The organism is Microbacterium sp. CFSPD4_SD4, assembly GCF_057364585.1.
In genome coordinates this window covers 223,918-242,399 of record NZ_JBNFOC010000004.1, presented here as the reverse complement: position 1 = coordinate 242,399, position 18,482 = coordinate 223,918, and the positions used below count along the sequence as shown (strand labels likewise).

The following is an 18,482-nucleotide window of genomic DNA, read 5'->3' as shown; positions in this document are numbered from 1 at the left end:
GTCGCGCGCCGAACCGCCCCGGGAACGCAGAACGCCCCCGGGCGGACCCGGGGGCGTTCGGTGCGACAGGTGCGAGACCCGTCGACGCGTCAGATGGCGTTGACGTCCAGCGGGATGCCGGGGCCGAACGTGGTCGACACCGCACCCTTCTGGATGTAACGACCCTTGGCGCTGGACGGCTTGAGGCGGACGATCTCCTCGAGCGCGGCGTCGATGTTCTCGTTCAGCTGCTCGGCCGAGAAGGAGGCCTTGCCGATGACGAAGTGCACGTTGGCGTGCTTGTCGACGCGGAACTCGATCTTTCCGCCCTTGATCTCCTCGACGGCCTTGGCCGGGTTCGGAGTCACGGTGCCGGTCTTCGGGTTCGGCATCAGGCCACGGGGACCGAGCACCTTGCCGAGACGGCCGACCTGGCCCATGAGCTCCGGGGTCGAGACCGCGGAGTCGAAGTTGGTCCAGCCGTCGGCGACCTTCTGGATGAGCTCGGCGCCGCCGACCTCATCGGCGCCGGCCGCGATCGCCGCCTCGGCCGCGGGGCCGGTGGCGAACACGATGACGCGGGCGGTCTTACCGGTGCCGTGGGGCAGGATGACGGTGCCGCGCACCATCTGGTCCGCCTTGCGGGGGTCGACAGCGAGCTTCAGCGCGACCTCGACGGTCGAGTCGAACTTCGCCGAACCGGTCTCCTTCGCGAGCGCGACGGCCTCGGACGGCGTGTAGAAACGGTCTGCCTCGATCTTCTCGGCGGCAGCCTTGTAAGCCTTGGACTTGGTAGCCATGATTATTCTCCTCAGCCCTCGACCGTGATGCCCATGGAACGGGCGGTGCCGGCGATGATCTTCGAGGCGGCCTCGATGTCGTTCGCGTTCAGGTCGGCCTGCTTCTGCTCGGCGATCTGACGGACCTGGTCCTTGGTGATCTTGCCGACCTTGACGGTGTGCGGGGTGGCCGAAGCCTTCTGCACGCCGGCGGCCTTCTTGATGAGCTCCGCCGCGGGCGGGGTCTTCAGGACGAAGGTGAAGCTGCGGTCCTCGTAGACGGTGATCTCGACGGGGATGACGTTGCCGCGCTGCGACTCGGTCGCGGCGTTGTACGCCTTGCAGAACTCCATGATGTTGACGCCATGCTGACCGAGCGCGGGGCCGATCGGCGGCGCCGGGTTGGCGGCACCGGCGTTGATCTGAAGCTTGATCAGGCCGGTCACCTTCTTCTTCGGTGCCATTCTCTTTCCTTTCCTCGAGGCGGATGCGAGCATCCGCTTCTCCCACGGCTCCGGCCTCTCCGGCCCGTGGTCGTCTGCGCGCCCTTCGATAAGCTCAGCGGCACACAAACCACGTAAGTCTACCCGATCACTCCCCCACTCGCGAGCCGGCCCCTTGTGTGCGAGCCGGCCCTCTGCGTGCGTCCGCAACGGGCCGGGAGACACGAAAGGGGGTGGGTCGGGGGAAAGAAAACGGCCGCCCCCGAAGAGGGCGGCCGTTCTCGTGCACTTCGGCAGGCTCAGTGACCCACGGTCAGATCATCTTGGTGACCTGGTCGAACGACAGCTCGACCGGGGTCTCGCGCTCGAAGAGCGAGACGAGGACCGTGAGCTTGCCGCTCTCCGGCTTGATCTCGCTGATCGAACCGGGAAGACCCGCGAACGAGCCCTCCTTGATCGTGATGGTCTCGCCGACCTCGAAGTCGACCTCGGCGGGAAGCGGACGGGCGACGGCGACGCCACCCTTGGCCGCGATGTTCTTGGCGGTCGGCACGTCCTTGACCTCGACGAGGGACTTCAGCATGTTGAAGGCCTCTTCGAAGCGCAGCGGCGTCGGGTTGTGGGCGTTGCCCACGAAGCCGGTGACGCCGGGGGTGTGCCGCACGACCGACCAGGTGTCTTCCGTCAGCTCCATGCGCACCAGCACGTAGCCGGGGATGCGCACGCGGGTGACCATCTTGCGCTGGCCGTTCTTGATCTCGACGACGTCCTCCATCGGGACCTCGACCTGGTAGATCTCGTCCTCGACCTCGAGCGTCGACTTGCGCTGCTCGATGTTCGCCTTGACCTTGCGCTCGAAGCCGGCGTACGAGTGGATGACGTACCACTTGCCCGGGAGCATGCGCAGGTCCATGCGGAAGGCCTCGTACGGGTCTTCCTCGGACGCCGACTCGTCCTCGTCGGACTCGGCGGCGGGACGGTCGTCCTCGCCGTTCACGTCGGGCCCCTCGTACGGGGTGACCTCGTCGGCCGCTTCGGCCTCCTGCTCCGCGACCTCTTCGGCCACGGAATCGTTGAGGACCTCGGCGGCGGCTTCGGACTCCGCGGCCTCGTCCAGGTTCAGAGCGTCGTTCACGATGGCGTCCGCCTCCGGGTCGTCGATGTCGATGTCGATGTCTTCCGTCTCCTGCTCGCCGTCCTCGTCCTCGACGTGGACCGCGACGTGCTCGGCAGAGGTGACCGAGAGCTCCTCCGCGGCGAGCACGTTGCCCTCCTGGGCCTCGTCCTCCTCGCTGGACTGCTCTGCGGCGGTCGCCCAGTCGGCGTCGTCGGAATATCGTTCAGACACGTTGCTTCTTCTCCATAGCTGCGGCGGTCGCCGCGGGGGTCATCAGCCAGGGATTCCGAACACGTAGTGCGTCAGGAGCCCGAAGACGTAGTCGAGACCGTAGACGATGCCCATGACGATCAGGACGAAGACGAGCACCACACCCGTGAACTTGAAAAGCTCCTTGCGGGTCGGGGTGACGACCTTGCGCAGTTCGGCGATGACCTGGCGGATGAACAGGGCGATGCCCCCGAAGAACCGGGAGAAGGGGTTGCCCTTCTTCTGGCGCGTGGCGCCGGCCGCGACGACGTCGCCGCGCGGTTCGTCCTGATCCATCCTGAATGTACCTTTCGTGTGTCAGCGTGCGCTGACGCGCAGGGCGGACAGGAATCGAACCTGCAACCTGCGGTTTTGGAGACCGCTGCTCTGCCAATTGAGCTACCGCCCTAGAGACCCGGAGGTCTCGGGGATGCTCTCCTCACCCTGCCACCGGCCGATGTCGTAGACGCCAGGCACGGCGAAAGAATGCAGAGAACAACTGCTCACCAAGCATACGGCATCGATCCGGTGGTGCCGAACAGGAAGCGGAACCGGCGTTGTTGCTAGGCTCGGCGGGCGGACGAAGCAGGAAGGGACGCATGTGAGTGGGGATGTGCAGCAGTTCCAGGTGGACCTGCGCGGAGTCGTCGATCTGCTCAGCCGGCACATCTACTCCAGTCCCCGGGTCTATCTGCGGGAACTGCTCCAGAACGCGAGGGACGCGATCGCCGCGCGCCGTGAGGTCGACGGCGGCGGCAGCCGCATCCGGATCACGCCGCTGACCGCGCAGTCGGGCGAGTTCGTGCTCCGCGACGACGGCGTGGGATTGACCGCCGCCGAGGTCGCCGATCTGCTCGCGACCGTCGGGCGCAGCTCCAAGCGGGACATCTTCGACCTCCCCCGGAGCGACTTCCTCGGCCAGTTCGGCATCGGGCTGCTGAGCTGCTTCATGGTCGCCGACACCATCGTCATCCGCTCCCGCAGCGCCAGAGGCGGCTCCGCGGTGGAGTGGACGGGCAGCGCGGACGGCACCTTCCGCGTCACGGAGATCGACGACGACCTCCCCATCGGCACCAGCGTGCACCTCGTGCCGCGCTTCGACGCCGACGAGCTGCTGCGGCCGGCGGCTGTGCACGAGCTCGCGACCACCTTCGGGGAGTTCCTGCCGGTGCGGGTGACCATTGACGCGCCCGGTGGGGACATCGACGTGACGCGCGAGCCTCCCTTCCTCGACCCCGCCGCCGATGTCGAGGCGGCCGTGCAGTACGGTCGCGACCTGCTCGGGGCCGCCCCGCTGGACGTGATCCCGCTGAGCGAGCCGGCGACCGGGACGCAGGGCCTGGCGTACGTCCTGCCCTTCGCTCCTCCGCCCGGCGCCCGCCAGGCGACCCGCATGTACCTCGGGCGCATGCTGCTGTCCGAGCGCGTCGACGACGTGCTGCCCGACTGGGCCTTCTTCGTGCGCGCCGTCGTCGACTCCACCGGCCTCGCGCCGACCGCGAGCCGCGAGTCCCTCGTCGAGGACACGGCCCTGGAGCACGTCCGGGAGCAGCTCGGCGCCGGGATCCGCCGCTGGGTGCTCGAGCTCGGGCTGCGCGAACCGCATCGCCTCGCCCAGTTCGTCGCCGTGCACGAGGTCGGCCTCAAGTCGCTGGTGCGTCATGACGAGGAGCTCGCGCGCTTCATCACGCGCTGGCTCACCGTGGAGACCACGCACGGCACGCTGCGGATCGGCGAGCTCGTGGAACGGTACCCTCACGTGCGCTACGCCCAGACGGTCGACGAGTTCCGCCAGGTGGCGGGCATCTCACCCTCGGACGAGGTGCTCGCCAACGGCGGCTACCTCTATGACGCGGATCTGATCCGCCTGCTCCCCGACCTGTACCCGCAGGTCACGGTGGAGAAGGTCAACGTGACCGGGGAGCTCGATCGCCTCGACCCGCCGCCGCTCGATGACCGGGACATCGCGATGGCGCTGGAGTCCCGCGCCGGCGCCGTGCTCGCCGCCTCCGACTGCAGCGTCGTCGTCAGGGCGATCGATCGCCCCGAGCTGACCGGACTCTACGTCGCGGATCCCGAGGTCCTGCGCACGATCGACCGCGGGCGCACCAGGGGCATCGCGAGCACGCTCTGGGGCGGGGTGCTCGACCGGATCGATCAGACGCTCTCCTCCGCACGGGACGACGACCTCACGGCCCGGCTGTGCCTGAACTGGTCCAACCGCGTCGTCCGCGCCCTCGTCCGTGTCGATGACGACGCCGTGTTCGCGCGTACGGTCCAGCTCCTCTACATCCAGGCGCTCCTCGCAGGACACCACCCCCTCTCGGACGCCGACCGGGCACTCATGACCAGCGCCCTCTCCGACCTCGTCTCGCTCTCCGCCGGCATCGAGGGGGACACGCTCCCCTTCGACGCGCGCTGACACCCCCGACTACCCGAAAGGGGCCTCCATGGCACGTCCGAAGAAGCGCTTCCAGCAGCTCATCGAGGAGATCGACCGCACCCCGTGGGGCCCGGCGGAGCAGGCCCTCGTGGCGGAGGCGGTGGCGCTGGCCGTCGAGATCGGCGACGAACGGCTGGAGTACGAGGCCCGGATGCGGCAGACCGCGTCGGCGAACATGGTCGGGGCCACCGACGTCATGCTCAACTCCTTCGCGTGGTGCCTCGCGCACCACGACGCCGACCCGCAGCGGTTCCCCGCCGACCTCGACAACGGCGGCGCCGACCTCATGTGGCAGTTCAAGTGGATGGCGTCGTCCCTGCGCTCCTCCCCTGCCTTCTCGCAGGAGCAGATCGCCGCGGTGCTCGACGACATGGAGGCGCACTACCGCGCCGCAGGTCTCGGCCTCAGCGGCGTGCTGACCGCCCGTTTCGAGGACGCCTGGGACGCGGGCCGGTTCGACGCCGCCGAAGCCCTGCGCGTGCAGCTCGAGGCCACGCCGCGCGACGAGCACAGCCACTGCGACGCCTGCAGCCGCAGCCAGTTCGCGGGCTTCTTCGCGGAGACCGACCGCGACGCCGACGCCATCCGCCTCGTCGAGGAGATGCTCGAGGGCGGCTTCTCCTGCGGCGAGGAGCCGGAGCATGCGCTCTCCCGCGTCCTCCTCCCGTACCTCCGCGCCGGCCGCACGGAGGACGCGAAGACCGCGCACCTGCGCAGCTACCGCCTGGCGAAGGACAACCCGGACAACCTGCGCATCGTGGCCAACAACATCGTGTTCGCGGCGATCACCGGCAACGAGGCGCGGGCGCTGGCCCTGATCGAGAAGCACATCGCGTGGCTGGCCCACGATGGCCTCAACGTCGACGCGCACTTCGCCGCCCTCACCGCCTTCGCGGTCGCTCTCGACCGCGTCACCGCTGCCGGACACGGCGACACCCCGGTCCGCGGCGCCGACGCCCCGGCGCTCGTGCCGCTGCTGGGCACGCACGACGGCCCGTGGAGCGCCGCCGAGCTCGCCGCGACCGCCTGGTCGACGGCCGAGCGCATCGGCGCACAGTTCGACGAGCGGGACGGCACCGACGGCCACGCCCGCAGCCTCGCCCGGATGCGCGCTCTCGCCGACGAGAGCTACGACGTCCCGATCCGCTCCGACGCGTTCGTCGCCCCCGCGCCGGCCACGACCCCGACCGACCCGGACGGCTGGTTCGAGCGGGCGATGCAGCTCGCGCAGTTCGGCGCCGAGCAGGAGACCCTCGCCGCCCTCCCGCACGCCCTGGAGATCGACGACGCCGCCAAGCGCGCGCAGCTCCTGTCGATGCACCTCGGCATCCTCGTCGCACTCGATCGCGTGGACGAGGCCGAGGCCCTCCTCCCCGAGCGGATCGCCGCGCTGCGGGCCGCCGGGAACGACGCGCAGGCCGACCTCGAGGAGCGGCTCGGACTGGCGACCTTCGGCCTGCACACCGACGAGACCATGGCGGCGCTCGAAGAGGAGCTGGCCCAAGCCGACCGTCTTCCCGCCTGGTCGCGCGGCGACCTGGCGATCAGCCGCGCGTCGCTGCACCTTCGGGCGGAGGAGCCGGACGCGGCGCTGGACCTCGCGGAGCTCGCCGCCCGCTCGTTCGCGGAGGCCGACGACACCCGGCTGTCCAACACCACGACCCTCGTGGCGATCGGCGCCGTGCTGAGCAAGGGCGACCTGGACGCCGGTCGCACGCTCCTCGACCGCTTCCTCTCCCAGGAGGACCTGTCCGCCGGACACCGGGCCCACGCGCTGCAGACCCGGGCCCGCGTGCGCGGCGGCACGGGTGCGTACCAGGACGGGGCCGTCGACGCCGACGAGGTGTGCCGACTGCTCGCCGAACTCGGCGCCACCCGCGCTCTCGCCGAGGCCCATGTGCTCGCGGGCGCGCTCTGGGAGGACGCCGAGGAGCCCGAGAAGGCTGTCGCCCGCTACCGTCTGGCCGCTCGGCTGCAGGACGACGGCGATCGCACCGGCGTCGACTTCCGGCTGGCCAGGGCGATGCTCCGCGCGGGAGACGCCGAGGAGGCAGCCGAGCTCTTCGGCGACGTGCTCCAGCGCGAGGAGAACGCCGAGACCCCTGCGGGTTCGCGCGCTATGACCGCCTCGCTCCTGGCCCGGTCGCTCGCCGAGTCCGGCGAGTTCGGTCAGGCGGTCGGCGCGCACGGCTACGCGGCCGAGCTGTTCGGACAGGCGGAGGCCCACGCCGACCAGGCCATGGCCATGACGGAGCAGGCGAAGATCCTCGCCCGCTTCGAGGAACACGACGACGCGGTGCGGCTGCTGGAGGGCGCTGCAGACATCGTGCGGCGTGCCCCCGAGGCCGTCGGCGCGCTGTCCGAGGTGCTGCACAGCCTCGGCCAGGCCTATGCAGGCCGGGGTGACGAGCGCGCCTTCCCCCTCTTCGACGAGGTCGCGGCACTCGCCCAGGAGCACGAAGCCGGCTGGCTGCTCGCCGACGTGACCGACTCCCGCGGCCGCGCGCTGGCCAGCTGGGCCGGATCGACGAGGCCGTCGCCGCTGCTCTCACCGCCGCCGACGGCTTCGCCGCGCTGGGCGATCAGGGCGCCGCCGGAAGCTCGGAACTGTTCGCGGGCCGGGTGCTCGCGGGGAACGACCGCCCGGCCGATGCCGTGCCGGTGTACCGGAGCGCCCTGGAGCATGCCGAGGGCTTCCCGCCGCTGCGTCAGGTCGCGGCGCTGGAGCTCGGCGACGTGCTGGAGGCGCTGGGGCGGCACGCCGAGGCCGCAGAGGTCAGGGCTCTCGTCGAGAGCTGACGCGACACCGGCGCGGGATCCGGAGGGGATCCCGCGCCGATGCGGATGCGGCGGAGGGCCGTGTCAGAAGAGCTGACGCCAGTTCGCCCGCGCGAGGTCGAGCAGTTCGTCTCCGCGACCCGACATGACCGTGCGGATCGCGTAGAGCGCGAAGCCCTTGACCTGCGCGGCCTCGATCGCGGGCGGCATGGACAGCTCCTGCCGCTCGGTCACGACGTCGAGCAGCGCGGGACCGTCGTGCGCGAGGACCTCGCGGACCGCCTCCGGCAGATCTTCGCTGCGCTCCACACGACGGGCGAAGATCCCCATGGCCTCGGCGATCGCGGCGAAGCTGGGGTTGTCCAGCCCGGTGCCGTAGGTGACGAAGCCGGCGGCCTTCATCTCCAGCTCCACGAAGTTCAGCGACGAGTTGTTCACCACGATCGTCTTGACCGGGAGCCCATTCTGGGTGAGCGTGAGCAGCTCGCCGAGCATCATCGCGAGACCGCCGTCGCCGGCGAGCGCCACGACCTGACGGTCCGGATGCGCGACCTGCGCGCCGATCCCGTGCATCAGGGCGTTCGCCATCGAGCCGTGCGTGAACGATCCGATCAGCCGGCGCCCCTCGGTCATGGACAGGTAGCGCGCGGCCCAGACGGTCGGCGACCCCACGTCGGCGGTGAAGATCGCATCGTCGGCGGCGTACTCGTCGAGCAGTCGGGCGAGGTACTGCGGGTGGATGGGGCGCGTGCCCTTGGCCGGCACCGCGAGCTCGTCGAGCTTCTTCCGCGTCTTCCGGTAGTGGGCGACGGCGTCGTCGAGGTGGCCGCGGTCGTCCTTCCGCGCGAGGCGAGGCAGCAGCGCTTCGGCGGTGGCCTTCACGTCACCGACGAGACCGAGGTCGAGCGGGTGGCGCTTGCCGAGCTGGGACCCGCGGATGTCGACCTGGATGGTGGTCGCGTGATCCGGGTAGAACTGCTCGTACGGGAAGTCGCTGCCGAGGACGAGGAGCGTGTCGGCCGCCTCCATGGCGCGGTAGCCGGACGCGAAGCCGAGCAGTCCCGTCATGCCGACGTCGAACGGGTTGTCGTACTCGATGAACTCCTTGCCGCGCAGCGCGTGGACGATGGGGGCACCGAGTGCGTCGGCGAGCGCGATCACCTCGTCGTGCGCCCCCTCGACGCCGGCCCCGGCGAGGATGGTGACCTTCTTGGCCGCGTTCAGCATGGTCGCTGCCTTCTCCAGCTCCGGGCCGCTGGGCTGGATCAGCGGGCGGGTGCGCTCGATCACCACGGCGCGGTCGTCCGCGATCTCGGACAGCGCCACGTCGCCGGGGATCACGAGGACGGCGACGCCGCGCTGCTCGATGGCCGCGCGCATCGCGATCTCCATCAGCCGCGGCATCTGCGACGGGTCAGCGACGTATTCGACGTACACGCTGCACTCGCGGAACAGCTCCTGCGGGTGCGTCTCCTGGAAGTACCCGGTACCGATCTCGACGGTCGGGATGTGCGCGGCGATGGCGAGCACCGGCACGCGAGAGCGCTGCGCGTCGTACAGGCCGTTGATGAGGTGCAGGTTGCCGGGGCCGCACGAGCCCGCCACGACGGCGAGGTCTCCGGTGGTGCCGGCGTCGGCCGCGGCGGCGAAGGCGGCGGACTCCTCGTGGCGCACGTGCACCCAGCGGATCCGGCCGTCCTTGCGGAGGGCGTCCGTGAGACCGTTCAGGGAGTCGCCCGGGATGCCGTAGACCCGGTCGACTCCGTTGGCGTTCAGAGTCTTAACGATGTTCTCAGCGACGTTGGCCATACCCCGACCCTACGCCCGCCGAGGCCTCCCCGGGCCGGGCTCAGTACTCCTGCGGACCGTCCCGGTCGGGCTCGGGATCGCGCTGGAACGCGCGGCCGGACACCGATGCCGGGGCGATGCGCACGTACACCCGCTTGTCGGTCGGGATCCACGGGCGCAGACCCGCCGCCTCCGCCCGCTCGATGTCGGCGTCGGTCTCCAGTGCCTCGGCACGCCCGCGCACGATGACGCTCCACGCCGCAGTGTCGGTGTGGTCGTCGACCTCGAAGAGCACGTCGGCGTTGACCGTCAGCTCGAACAGCTTGCTCCCGGGGGCCGTGCGGAACAGGAGCGCTTCGCGGTCGACGGCGTAGTTCACGGGGAAGATGTCGATGGTCTCGCCGACCCTGGTGACGAGCCGCCCGAGCTCCTGGCTGCGCAGGTGCTCCCAGCTCTGCTCCGCGGTGAGGGACTGGACCGGATCCGTGTGCGCACTCATGCCGCCATTGTGCCTCGTCCGTCTTCGACGCGCACCCTGTCGACCCGGCCCCTCTCGTGCGAGCGGCCCCCTTGCGTGCGCACGCAAGGGGGCCGCTCGGCCGCAAGGGGGTGGGTCGACGGTCAGCCGATGCGGATCAGCTTCTTGTTGACGAACTCGTCGGCGGCCAGGTGGCCGAGCTCGCGGGCCGTGCCGCTGCGCTTGATGCCGCCGAACGGGAGCTCGGGGCTGTCGGCGAGCACGAGGTTCACGTAGACCATGCCTGCCTCGATCCGGTCGGCCACCCGCTCCGCCTGCGCCTCGTCCGTCGTGAAGACGTAGGAGCCGAGACCGAACGTGGTGTCGTTGGCCAGCGCGACCGCCGCGTCCTCGTCCGCGACGCGGTACACGACCGCTGCGGGGCCGAACAGCTCCTCGCGGTAGACGTCCATCTCCGGGGTCACGTCGGCGAGCACGGTCGGTGCGAAGAACGCCCCGTCGCGCGTGCCGCCCGTGAGGAGGGTCGCGCCCTGGGCCACGGCGGTGTCGATCTGCTTCTGCAGGTTCTCCGCCGCTGCCTCCGACGAGACCGGACCGAGGACCGTGTCGTCGAGCGTGGGATCGGTCGCCTCGACGGCCGCCATCGCCGCCGTGAACTTCTCCACGAACGCGTCGTAGAGCTCGTCGACGATGATGAAGCGCTTGGCGCCGTTGCACGCCTGGCCGTTGTTGTCGAGGCGCGCGTCCACACCCGCCTGCACGGTGGCGTCGAGGTCGTCGGTGGAGAGCACGATGAACGGGTCGGACCCGCCGAGCTCCAGCGCGACCTTCTTGAGGTTGCGCCCCGCGACCTCGGCGACCGCGGCGCCGGCGCGCTCGGAGCCGGTCAGCGACACGCCCTGCACCCGCCAGTCCGCGATCATCGCCGCGATCTGGTCGTTCGTGGCGAGCACGTTCTGGTACGCGCCCTTCGGGAAGCCCGCGTCGTGGTAGATCGCCTCGATCGCGCTCGACGACTCGGGGCACTGCGGCGCGGGCTTGAGGAGGATCGTGTTGCCGACGATCAGGTTCGGCGCGGCGAAGCGCACGATCTGGTACGCCGGGAAGTTCCACGGCATGATGCCCACGAGCGGCCCCAGCGAGGAGCGGCGGATGATCGCCGAGCCCTCCCCGAGGATCTTGATGGGCTGGTCGGCCATGATGTCTTCGGCCTGGTCCGCGTAGTACTCCGCGATGTCGGCGGCGAAGTCGACCTCGCCGAGTGCGGCCTCCCGCGGCTTGCCCATCTCGCGCACGAAGATGTCGGCCAGCTCCTCGCGGCGCTCACGGTGGAGCTCGGCCGCGCGACGCAGCAGCGCGGCACGGTCGGCGACCGTCGTGGAGCGCGACCACTCGCGGTGCGCCTCGTCGGCGGCCGCGACGGCCTCCTCGATCTGGGCGTCGGTGAACGTGTCGTACGACGCCAGGGTCTCGCCGGTGGCGGGGTTGACGACGGCATAGTCGGTCATGAGTTGTCCTCTCGTGTGCTGGGGCCCTTCGACAGGCTCAGGGACCCAGGCCGTTCAGGGGGTGGGGCCCTTCGACGAGCTCAGGGAACCACCCGGAAGGTCAGGAGACCGGGATCAGCGTGTACTTGGTGGACAGGTACTCGTGGATGCCCTCGAAGCCGCCCTCGCGACCGACGCCGGACTGCTTGACGCCGCCGAAAGGAGCCGCCGCGTTGGAGACGACACCCACGTTCAGACCCATCATGCCGGTCTCCAGCGCGTCGATCATCCGCTGACCGCGCTGCAGGTTCTCGGTGAAGACGTAAGAGACGAGGCCGTACTCGGTGTCGTTGGCGAGGCGCACGGCCTCGTCCTCGGTCTCGAAGGTCGCGATCGCGAGCACCGGGCCGAAGATCTCCTCGCGGAGGATCGCGGACCCGGGCACGACGTCGGTGAGGACCGTGGGCTCGTAGAACGTGCCGGTGCCCTCGAGCGCCTTGCCGCCCGCGAGCAGGGTCGCGCCGCGCTCGACGGCGTCGTCCACGAGCTCGCCGGCCTTGGCCACCGCGTCCTCGTCGATGAGCGGGCCGATCGCCACGCCCTCCTCCGTGCCGCGGCCGATCTTCATGCCGTTGACACGCTCGGTGACGCGCTTGGCGAACTCGCCCGCGACGTCCTTGTGCACGATGAAGCGGTTCGCCGCCGTGCAGGCCTGACCGATGTTGCGGAACTTCGCGGCGAGAGCGCCGTCCACGGCCTTGTCGAGGTCCGCGTCGTCGAACACGACGAACGGCGCGTTGCCGCCGAGCTCCATCGAGACCCGCAGCACGCCCTCCGCCGCCTGGGCGATGAGCTTGCGGCCGACCTCGGTCGACCCGGTGAAGGACAGCTTGCGCAGGCGCGGGTCGGCGATGATCGGCGCGGACAGGGCGCTCGACTTCGAGGTCTGCACGACGTTGACGACGCCCTTCGGCAGACCGGCCTCCTCGAGCAGCGTCGTGAAGAAGATGGTCGTGAGCGGCGTGAGTGCCGGGGGCTTGATCACGACGGTGCAGCCGGCGGCGAGGGCCGGGGCGATCTTGCGCGTCGCCATCGCGAACGGGAAGTTCCACGGCGTCACGAAGAACGACGGGCCGACCGGGCGCTGCGACACGATCATGTGCCCGGTGCCCTCCGGGTTGAGGCCGTAGCGGCCGCTGATACGCACGGCCTCCTCGCTGAACCAGCGGAGGAACTCGCCGCCGTAGGCGACCTCGCCGCGAGCCTCGGCGAGGGGCTTGCCCATCTCGAGCGTCATCAGCAGCGCGAGGTCCTCCTTGCGCTCCTGCACGAGGTCGAACGCCCGGCGCAGGATCTCGCCGCGCACGCGCGGCGCGGTCGCGGCCCACTCGTCCTGCGCGGCGACGGCCGCGTCGAGCGCCCGGATGCCGTCCGCGGGGGTGGCGTCGGCGATCGTGCGGATCACCTGGTTGGTCGAGGGGTCCTTGACGTCGAAGGTCGCGCCGGTCTCCCCCTCGATCCACTCCCCGCCGATGAAGAGGCCGGTGGGGATGCTGTCGAGCAGCGCCTGCTCGTTCTGAGTGCTCATGGATTCTCTCTCTTTCAGACGGACGTGGGACGACGGCGGCGGCTGGGCGGGGCGTCCATACCCAGCGTCTCACCGCGGAAGAAGGCGGGGCGGCGGATGGCGTTCCAGATCATCACGGCGATGCCGACGACGATGATGAGGATGCCGAGGATGAAGACGATCCCGATGCCGCCGATCTCCGACCCGGAGCCATAAGCAGGGTCCATGGAGTCGATCAGCGTGGTGAAGAACAGGATCGCCAGGATGATGCCGCCCACCAGCGGGAACAGGAAGGTGAAGAAGACGTTCCGCGCCGAGTCGAACCACTGCTTGCGGAAGTACCAGACGCAGGCGAACGCGGTGATCCCGTAGTAGAAGCAGATCATCATGCCGAGCGTGAGGATCGTGTCCCACAGCGTGTCCTCGCTGACCACGCGCATCACGGCGTAGAACGCGGAGGCCACGATGGCCGACACGATCGTGGCGTAGCCCGGGGTGAAGAACCGCGGGCTCACCTTCGCGAACGACTTCGGCAGCGCACCGTAGTGGCCCATCGCGAGCAGGGTGCGGGCCGGACCGACGAACGTCGACTGCAGCGACGACGCCGAGCTCGTGAGCACCGCGAGCGAGACGAGGAACGCGAGCGGCCCGAGGATCGGTCCGGAGAGGTGGAAGAACACGTTCTCCTGGATGTCGCCGTTGCCGAGGCCGAGCTCCCCCGTGCCGACACCCGCGAACATGATCATGGCGACGGCGAGGAGCAGGTAGAGCGAGACGATCGTGAGCACGGTGACAGTGGCCGCGCGCCCCGGGGTCTTCTCCGGGTCCTTCGTCTCCTCGTTCATGGTGAGGGTGACGTCCCAGCCCCAGAAGATGAAGATCGACAGCGACAGACCGGCGGCGACCGCGCTGAACGACGAGATCGCGAACGGGTTGAACCAGTTGAGGTCGAACGGCTGGTAGTCGAAGCCATTGCCGCCCACGGCCTGCACGATCGCGGCGACCGCGAAGAACACGAGCACGAGGATCTGGAATCCGACCAGCCAGTACTGCAGCTTCTGCGTGGTCTGCATGTCGCGGTACGACACCCACGTCGCGCCGAGCATGAAGAGCAGGCAGACGCCGATGTTGATCCAGGTCACGCCGGCGAGATCGGCGATCTCCGGATTGCCCGTGATCTGCGACAGCAGCAGGAACAGGAAGTCGACCGCGACGCCGGCGAGGTTGGAGAGCACGAGGATCGTGGCGACCACGAGGCCCCAGCCGGCCATCCAGCCCACCCACGGCCCGAACGCCCTGGCGGCCCAGGTGAAGGAGGTGCCGGAGTCGGGCATGCGGTTGTTGAGCTCGCGGTAGCCGAAGGCCACGAGGAGCATCGGGATGAAGCCGACGAGGATGATCGCCGGGATCTGCGCGCCGACCTCGGATGCGGTGGGGCCGACGGCGGCCGTGAAGGTGTAGGCGGGGGCGATGCACGAGATGCCGATCACGACGGCGCCGATCAGGCCGACGGTGCCGGCGCTCAGGCCCTTCGTCGAGATTCCGGTCGTGACGCCGGATGCGGGCTCCGTCGCCCGGTTGGTGCTGCTCATCAGCGGTCTCCTGCTTCATCGCGGGTACGCGGGACGACGATCATGGGGACGGGCAGCTCGTGCAGCATCTTCGCCGCCGTGGAGCCCAGGAAGAGGCGGCGCGGCTGCGCCAGCCGGCTGGAGCCGACGAGCACGACCTCACCGGGGAGCCAGGAGAGCCCGGCGACGGCGTCCTCCACCGTCTCGCCGGGGGCCTCCTCGACGACGGCGCCGAGACCGTCCGGCAGCCGCTCGGCGGCCACGGCCAGCACCTGGTGCGCGTGCTCGCTGCCGGCGAGGCGGATGGCGCCGGTGTCGAGCCCCGGCGGCACGTCGAACGGAACGAGGGACACCAGGCGCAGGCTCACCTCGGCGGCGCCGGCGAGGGCCACGGCCTGGTCGAGCACGCCCTCCGCGCCGGGACGGGTGCCGACGGCGACGGTGACGCGCGGGAGCACGTGGTCGTCCTGCTGCGCGAGACCGGACGGCGCGAGAGCCACCGGGATCGGCGAGGAGTGCAGCAGCTCCGATGCGACGCTGCCCAGGCGGTGCCGGCCGAAGAGGCCTCCACCGGCCGTGCCGATCACGATGACGCTGGCGTCGAACTCCTCACCGGCGGCGATGAGGCCCTCGGCGAACGACTCCGAGAACCGCACGTGGCCGCTGCGCACGAGCTCCTGCGGCAGGCGCACGACCGCGTCCTGCAGCCAGCTCCGGGCCTGCTTCCGGATGACGTCCTCGTAGGCGCGCTCCGGCGGCACGGCGGCGCTCCGGGTGCCCTCGGTCGGCAGCACGATCACGAGGTGCAGGGTCGCGCCGATGCTGCGCGCCAGTCGTGCGCCCAGCGCCGCCGCGTCGGCCCCCGCATCCGTCGCCGTGTAGCCGACGACGACCGAGCCGGTCATCAGCCGATGCTCTCGGGAGCGCCGGTCTCGCGACGGGCGTCGACGATGTTCGCCGCGACGAGGTGGCCCATGCGGATCGCCCCGTCGACGTGCTGGTACCCCGCTCCGGCCATGTCGCTGCAGGCGAAGTGGATCGGTCCGACCGGCGTGCGCAGGTCGGCGCCGTAGCGGTGCAGTCCGCCGAGGTCGAAGCTCGCGGCGTACGCGCCGCGGGTCCACTCCTCGCTGCCCCAGTCGCTCTCGTAGTAGACGACGGGGTTCTTGGCCTCGGGACCGTAGTAGTGCGAGAGCGACTCGAGGATGCGCTCCTTGCGCTCCTCGGCCGACAGCTCGAACACGCCGTCGGCGTTCGCGTCGGAGACAAAGCCGACCAGGGTGCCGCGCTCGTCGCCGTGGTTGGTGTTGTCGTACGCCTCGTGCGAGAGCTCGTACGGGCTGAACGCCGTACCGCTCAGGCCCTGCTCGCGCCAGAACGGGCGGTCGTAGACGGCGTGCACCTTGATGACGAAGCCCATCGACAGGTGCTGGTGCAGCTGGTGCTGACGACGCGGCAGCGGCGGGACGAAGGAGATGCGGTTGTAGAGGATGGGAGCGTGCGCGAGGATCGCGTACCGCGCCCGGACCGTGAGGTCGTCGGTGGTCGCCACGACCCCGTCATCCGACCACTCCAGGCTGCGGACGGGCTGATTCAGCAGCACGTCGTCGCCCAGCCGCTCGGCGAGGCGCAGCGGCACCTGCTGCAGACCGCCGACGACGCGCTTGTCGAGGATGAAGTCCGCGTCGACGAGATTCGAGTACGAGCCGGCGGACGCCGCCATCAGCAGCGACTGCAGGAGCGAGAAGGCATGGGTCGGCTTGGTCAGCATCGCCGAGCCGGTCGCGAAGGCGAGGTTGCGCACGGCCTCGTCGTCGTCGGTCTGCGACCGCAGCCAGGCGTCCCACGAGATGGAGTCCCACTCGGCCGCGTTCGGGTGCTCCCACGGGCGGTCCGGGTCGATCTCGGCGACGAGGGCGTCGAGGATGCCGGTGATGCGGGCGATCACGGCCTCGGTCTCCGCCGACACCGGGAACATCTCGCCCGTGAAGCGATGCGCCTTGCCGTCCGGGCCGACGTAGACGCTGTCACCCTCGCGGTAGCGGCTGTAGGTCTCGAGCCCCAGCTCCTCGATCGTGTCCTTGAGGGCGTCCTGGTCGGGCGAGACCCACTGGCCGCCGATCTCCAGCATGGCGCCGTCGATCACGTCGGTCCACAGCCGGCCGCCCACGCGGTCGCGGGCCTCCAGCACGGCGACCGACAGTCCGGCCTTCCGCAGGTCGTTGGCCGCCGTGAGCCCTGCGGCTCCGGCGCCCACGATCAGCACGTCGCGGGTGATCTCAGCCATCTGCAACTCCTTCGTCGTCGGGGGATGCGGGGGAAGAAGTACCGGTCGCGTCCCGAAATCCCCCGATCCGGGGACGCGACCGGACAGTGTGTCAGGCGCCGGCGAGCGCCTCGGCCACGACGTCGAGGCCCTCGTTCAGCAGCTCGTCGCCGATGGACAGCGGCGGGAGGAAGCGGATGACGTTGCCGTACGTGCCGCAGGTGAGGACGATGACGCCCTGAGCGATGCACGCCTTGGCCACGGCGGCCGTGAGCGCGGCGTCCGGAGCCTTGGTCTCCGGGTCCACGAACTCGGCCGCGACCATCGCGCCGTGACCGCGGACGTCGCCGATGCGGGCGTCCTCGGCCTGGAGGGCGGTGAGGCGGCCGATGAGGATCTCGCCGATCTCGCGGGCCCGCTCGATGACGCCGTCGTTCTCGAACACGTCGATCGCAGCCAGCGCCGCGGCACAGGCGATCGGGTTGCCGCCGTAGGTGCCGCCGAGGCCGCCGGAGTGCGAGGCGTCCATGATCTCGGCGCGACCGGTCACGGCCGCGAGCGGCAGCCCGCCCGCGATGCCCTTGGCGGTGGTGATGAGGTCGGGCTCGATGCCGAAGATCTCGCTGGCGAACATGTGCCCCGTGCGGGCGAAGCCGGTCTGCACCTCGTCGGCGATGAAGACGACGCCGTTCGCGCGGCACCAGTCGACGATCGCGGGGAGGAAGCCGTCGGCGGGAACGATGAAGCCGCCCTCGCCCTGGATGGGCTCGATGATGACGGCCGCGAGGTTGTCGGCGCCGATCTGCTTCTCGAGCTGGAGGATCACGCGGGCCGCGGCCTCGCCGCCCTCGAGTCCGTCGCGGAACGGGTAGGACATCGGCGCGCGGTAGACCTCGGGGGCGAACGGGCCGAAGCCGCTCTTGTAGGGCATCGACTTCGCGGTCAGCGCCATGGTGAGGTTCGTGCGGCCGTGGTAGCCGTGGTCGAACGCGACGACGGCCTGGCGTCCGGTGTGCTTGCGGGCGATCTTGATCGCGTTCTCGACGGCCTCCGCGCCGGAGTTGAACAGGGCGCTCTTCTTGGCGAAGTCGCCGGGGGTGACGCGGTTGAGCGCCTCGGCGACGCCGACGTACGACTCGTACGGCGAGATCATGAAGCACGTGTGCGTGAACTGCGCGGCCTGCGCGGCGACGGCCGCGGCGACCTTCGGGTGCGCGTTGCCGACCGTGGTCACCGCGATGCCGGAGCCGAGGTCGATGAGCGAGTTGCCGTCGGCGTCGACGACCACCCCTCCCCCGGCCGCGACGGCGGCGACGGGCACAGTGTGTCCGACACCGGCGGCGACCGCGTCCGCCTTGCGGGCGAGGACCTCGGCCGACCGCGGGCCGGGGAGTTCCGTGACGAGGCGACGCTCCTGCGGGAGGTCGGGGCCGCCGAGGGGGACTGCGGGTGCTGCGGTGTCGAGGAGAGCCATGTCGCGAGCGTACGGCGGCAGCGGAGACGCCCGCATTCGCCGGGTCGTACAATCGGAGAATTG

14 protein-coding genes and 1 tRNA gene are annotated in these 18,482 nt (G+C 70.3%); 2 read left to right on the top strand and 13 right to left on the bottom strand.

Translation table 11 applies throughout. The features are described 5' to 3' along the window. Positions 1 to 89 precede the first annotated feature (89 nt). The 5 genes from rplA to AC2W7E_RS09185 form a co-directional block, all read right to left on the bottom strand. Positions 90 to 779 (bottom strand): 50S ribosomal protein L1, encoded by a 690-nt coding sequence (gene rplA, locus AC2W7E_RS09205; RefSeq protein ID WP_025102336.1) that lies wholly within the window; start codon positions 777 to 779, stop codon positions 90 to 92. Positions 780 to 790: 11 nt separating this feature from the next. After that, positions 791 to 1,222 carry a 50S ribosomal protein L11 gene (gene rplK / locus AC2W7E_RS09200; protein WP_025102337.1) on the bottom strand — a complete coding sequence of 144 codons (432 nt, stop codon included), beginning with the start codon at positions 1,220 to 1,222 and terminating at the stop codon, positions 791 to 793. Between the two features lie 292 nt (positions 1,223 to 1,514). Further along, positions 1,515 to 2,549: a transcription termination/antitermination protein NusG gene (nusG, locus tag AC2W7E_RS09195; protein WP_025102338.1), complete on the bottom strand. Its 1,035-nt coding sequence runs from the start codon at positions 2,547 to 2,549 to the stop codon at positions 1,515 to 1,517. A 42-nt stretch (positions 2,550 to 2,591) separates the two neighbouring features. Further along, the gene (gene secE / locus AC2W7E_RS09190) at positions 2,592 to 2,864 is read right to left on the bottom strand and encodes a preprotein translocase subunit SecE (protein WP_025102339.1); all 273 of its coding nucleotides are present in this window, start codon (positions 2,862 to 2,864) and stop codon (positions 2,592 to 2,594) included. Positions 2,865 to 2,903: 39 nt separating this feature from the next. Further along, positions 2,904 to 2,976: transfer RNA gene (locus AC2W7E_RS09185), tRNA-Trp, on the bottom strand. Positions 2,977 to 3,168: 192 nt separating this feature from the next. On the opposite strand from AC2W7E_RS09185, the gene AC2W7E_RS09180 reads away from it, so the two are divergent. Continuing rightward, complete coding sequence (locus tag AC2W7E_RS09180; RefSeq protein ID WP_485988964.1) at positions 3,169 to 4,989, top strand: HSP90 family protein; 1,821 nt, start codon at positions 3,169 to 3,171, stop codon at positions 4,987 to 4,989. Between the two features lie 28 nt (positions 4,990 to 5,017). Then, positions 5,018 to 7,885: a hypothetical protein gene (locus AC2W7E_RS09175; RefSeq protein WP_485988963.1), complete on the top strand. Its 2,868-nt coding sequence runs from the start codon at positions 5,018 to 5,020 to the stop codon at positions 7,883 to 7,885. Here the strand turns inward: AC2W7E_RS09175 and poxB are convergent. The 8 genes from poxB to gabT form a co-directional block, all read right to left on the bottom strand. Then, positions 7,873 to 9,597, bottom strand: a complete 1,725-nt coding sequence (gene poxB, locus AC2W7E_RS09170; protein WP_025102342.1) for a ubiquinone-dependent pyruvate dehydrogenase — start codon at positions 9,595 to 9,597, stop codon at positions 7,873 to 7,875. The two genes, AC2W7E_RS09175 and poxB, sit on opposite strands and share 13 nt — an antisense overlap. A gap of 40 nt (positions 9,598 to 9,637) precedes the next feature. After that, positions 9,638 to 10,075, bottom strand: coding sequence for a pyridoxamine 5'-phosphate oxidase family protein (locus tag AC2W7E_RS09165; RefSeq protein WP_062765090.1), 438 nt, complete (start codon positions 10,073 to 10,075; stop codon positions 9,638 to 9,640). A 122-nt stretch (positions 10,076 to 10,197) separates the two neighbouring features. Next, a complete protein-coding gene (locus AC2W7E_RS09160) occupies positions 10,198 to 11,562 on the bottom strand; it encodes an NAD-dependent succinate-semialdehyde dehydrogenase (RefSeq protein ID WP_062765093.1) in 1,365 nt (454 codons plus the stop codon). 100 nt (positions 11,563 to 11,662) lie between these two features. Then, on the bottom strand, positions 11,663 to 13,129 hold the full coding sequence (locus AC2W7E_RS09155) for an NAD-dependent succinate-semialdehyde dehydrogenase (protein WP_060923240.1): 1,467 nt from the start codon (positions 13,127 to 13,129) through the stop codon (positions 11,663 to 11,665). 14 nt (positions 13,130 to 13,143) lie between these two features. Then, positions 13,144 to 14,700 (bottom strand): APC family permease, encoded by a 1,557-nt coding sequence (locus AC2W7E_RS09150; protein ID WP_062765097.1) that lies wholly within the window; start codon positions 14,698 to 14,700, stop codon positions 13,144 to 13,146. After that, positions 14,700 to 15,584 (bottom strand): universal stress protein, encoded by an 885-nt coding sequence (locus AC2W7E_RS09145; protein ID WP_085606317.1) that lies wholly within the window; start codon positions 15,582 to 15,584, stop codon positions 14,700 to 14,702. The genes AC2W7E_RS09150 and AC2W7E_RS09145 overlap by 1 nt, the downstream gene beginning before the upstream one ends. After that, complete coding sequence (locus AC2W7E_RS09140) at positions 15,584 to 16,966, bottom strand: flavin monoamine oxidase family protein (protein ID WP_485988962.1); 1,383 nt, start codon at positions 16,964 to 16,966, stop codon at positions 15,584 to 15,586. Before AC2W7E_RS09140 ends, AC2W7E_RS09145 begins: the two co-directional genes overlap by 1 nt. 91 nt (positions 16,967 to 17,057) lie before the next feature. Next, positions 17,058 to 18,419: a 4-aminobutyrate--2-oxoglutarate transaminase gene (gabT, locus tag AC2W7E_RS09135; RefSeq protein ID WP_062633027.1), complete on the bottom strand. Its 1,362-nt coding sequence runs from the start codon at positions 18,417 to 18,419 to the stop codon at positions 17,058 to 17,060. Positions 18,420 to 18,482 lie beyond the last annotated feature (63 nt).

Bases quoted from the DNA above. Each gene is read 5' to 3' on its own strand.
- rplA (WP_025102336.1), bottom strand. From the start codon at position 779: ATGGCTACCAAGTCCAAGGCTTACAAGGCTGCCGCCGAGAAGATCGAG.
- rplK (WP_025102337.1), bottom strand. From the start codon at position 1,222: ATGGCACCGAAGAAGAAGGTGACCGGCCTGATCAAGCTTCAGATCAAC.
- AC2W7E_RS09145 (WP_085606317.1), bottom strand. From the start codon at position 15,584: ATGACCGGCTCGGTCGTCGTCGGCTACACGGCGACGGATGCGGGGGCC.
- AC2W7E_RS09160 (WP_062765093.1), bottom strand. From the start codon at position 11,562: ATGACCGACTATGCCGTCGTCAACCCCGCCACCGGCGAGACCCTGGCG.
- AC2W7E_RS09140 (WP_485988962.1), bottom strand. From the start codon at position 16,966: ATGGCTGAGATCACCCGCGACGTGCTGATCGTGGGCGCCGGAGCCGCA.
- gabT (WP_062633027.1), bottom strand. From the start codon at position 18,419: ATGGCTCTCCTCGACACCGCAGCACCCGCAGTCCCCCTCGGCGGCCCC.
- AC2W7E_RS09150 (WP_062765097.1), bottom strand. From the start codon at position 14,700: ATGAGCAGCACCAACCGGGCGACGGAGCCCGCATCCGGCGTCACGACC.
- poxB (WP_025102342.1), bottom strand. From the start codon at position 9,597: ATGGCCAACGTCGCTGAGAACATCGTTAAGACTCTGAACGCCAACGGA.
- AC2W7E_RS09165 (WP_062765090.1), bottom strand. From the start codon at position 10,075: ATGAGTGCGCACACGGATCCGGTCCAGTCCCTCACCGCGGAGCAGAGC.
- AC2W7E_RS09175 (WP_485988963.1), top strand. From the start codon at position 5,018: ATGGCACGTCCGAAGAAGCGCTTCCAGCAGCTCATCGAGGAGATCGAC.
- secE (WP_025102339.1), bottom strand. From the start codon at position 2,864: ATGGATCAGGACGAACCGCGCGGCGACGTCGTCGCGGCCGGCGCCACG.
- AC2W7E_RS09155 (WP_060923240.1), bottom strand. From the start codon at position 13,129: ATGAGCACTCAGAACGAGCAGGCGCTGCTCGACAGCATCCCCACCGGC.